Source organism: Novosphingobium naphthalenivorans NBRC 102051 (genome assembly GCF_001590985.1).
Classification (GTDB): Bacteria; Pseudomonadota; Alphaproteobacteria; order Sphingomonadales; family Sphingomonadaceae; genus Novosphingobium; species Novosphingobium naphthalenivorans.
This window is the reverse complement of sequence record NZ_BCTX01000195.1, coordinates 1-1,473: the sequence shown is the minus strand read 5'-3', so window position 1 is coordinate 1,473 and position 1,473 is coordinate 1. Positions and strand designations below refer to the sequence as shown.

Below are 1,473 nucleotides of genomic sequence, written 5' to 3'. Positions count from 1 at the left end.
GGTTACCCAGTCACGGATCGAGAGCCCTTCGCGGGTGTCATCGAGATAGCGAAAGCCCCTCAATTGGGAGGCCAGCTCGGCCTGCACGCCCGCCGAGGTGCGCTCGCCCTCGGGCGAGACGAAGGCGGCGCCTTCGGTGTTGGCGACGAAGGCGGAAAGCACCTTGAGCCCGGAGCGGGTGAGGACATCGAGCATCGCCGAGACCAGCATGTGATCCTGATGACGAAGGGTGCGCATGACCGCGACCAGCGTTCCACGCGCGGCCTTGGCCCAGAACGGGTCCTTGCCGCCATCGGGAACAACGGACTCGGCGATCTGGTCGTAATGGTAGTCCTCGGTCGTATCGACCCACGGGCTCCACTTGTTGGAGCGGGTGTCGAAAGGATTGAGCAGGATGTCACGTTCAGGACGATAGAAGCGTTCTACAAAGCTCCCGGTGGTATCGTAGATAATCGCGCGTCTGCCCGATTTGCGGATGCCCTCGAGCATGATGTTGATGCAGTTGGTCTTGCCGGTACCGGGCGCGCCGCTGATGAGGATATGCTCCGGCTCGTAGGCCAGCGGCACCTTGACGCCCCCGATCCGCAGGCACCCCTTGGGCACGCGCAAGAGCTTCATGCGCAGTTGACGGGCCGAGGTGAGACGCGCGCCGCGCAGGAATTCGTTGGAGCCAAGCGCCCTGCCGATGGCGGTGAAGCAGTACCAGGAGAAGAGCAGCGTCAGGATCGCGAGGCCGCCCATGATGACCGCCCCGTGGACGAGATCGCGCTCGAGGACGACGAGCACCTTGATGACAACCGGCGCCGCCAGAATGGCATCGGCGCGCGCCGGATAGGTCGCCCCACTGGAGGTCACGAAGTCCACGGCGCTTCCCGGACTGGTAACGACATTGACCTGTATCCAGGCCTCGGCGGCGATGCCCAGTACCGTGCGGTTATAGTCAGGCGTGACTTCCCAGGCGTAGGCCAGGACCGCCATGATCCAGATGACGAGAGTCGCGATCAGGGTCTGCTTGAAGACCTGCGTGCTCATCCGGACGTTGTGAACGATCGCCTGTCCGCCCCGTGTCCAGGACCCTATCGTGTCGTTGCGAAAGATGCTCACGACACCCTCCCCGGGAGGTTTTTCTCTTCGTCCAGTTCCCCCGAGACGGGGATGATGTCCGAGGGGAGCAGGCCCCGCTCGCGCATTGCCGCACGCGCCTCGATGCTAGCGCGTTCGACCAGTGCGTGACCGCGCTCGGCGGCCAGTTCGCTCACCAGCGTGAAGATCTGGATAGCCACGCCGAGGATCTCATCCTGGCCGGTAAAGACGTATCTACCGCCTTGCCCCGCCGCCTCCTCGAGGAGCGGGTGGAGGAGCTGCGAGAGCGAAAGGTTGGCGGACGCCGCGCGGTTCCTGAGGCGTCTATGGAGCCGGTCGTCGACTTTGATCGAGAGAACTTTCATCGAGGGCACCTTCAAACGAAGGTCT

2 protein-coding genes are annotated in these 1,473 nt (G+C 63.7%); both read right to left on the bottom strand.

The genetic code is table 11. The features are described 5' to 3' along the window. A partial coding sequence (locus tag NN5_RS24660; RefSeq protein ID WP_157081337.1) for a type IV secretion system DNA-binding domain-containing protein occupies positions 1-1,104 on the bottom strand: 1,104 nt, incomplete at its 3' end. Continuing rightward, on the bottom strand, positions 1,101-1,473 hold a 373-nt coding region (locus NN5_RS24655; RefSeq protein WP_067739359.1), incomplete at its 5' end, for a hypothetical protein. The genes NN5_RS24660 and NN5_RS24655, both read right to left, overlap by 4 nt.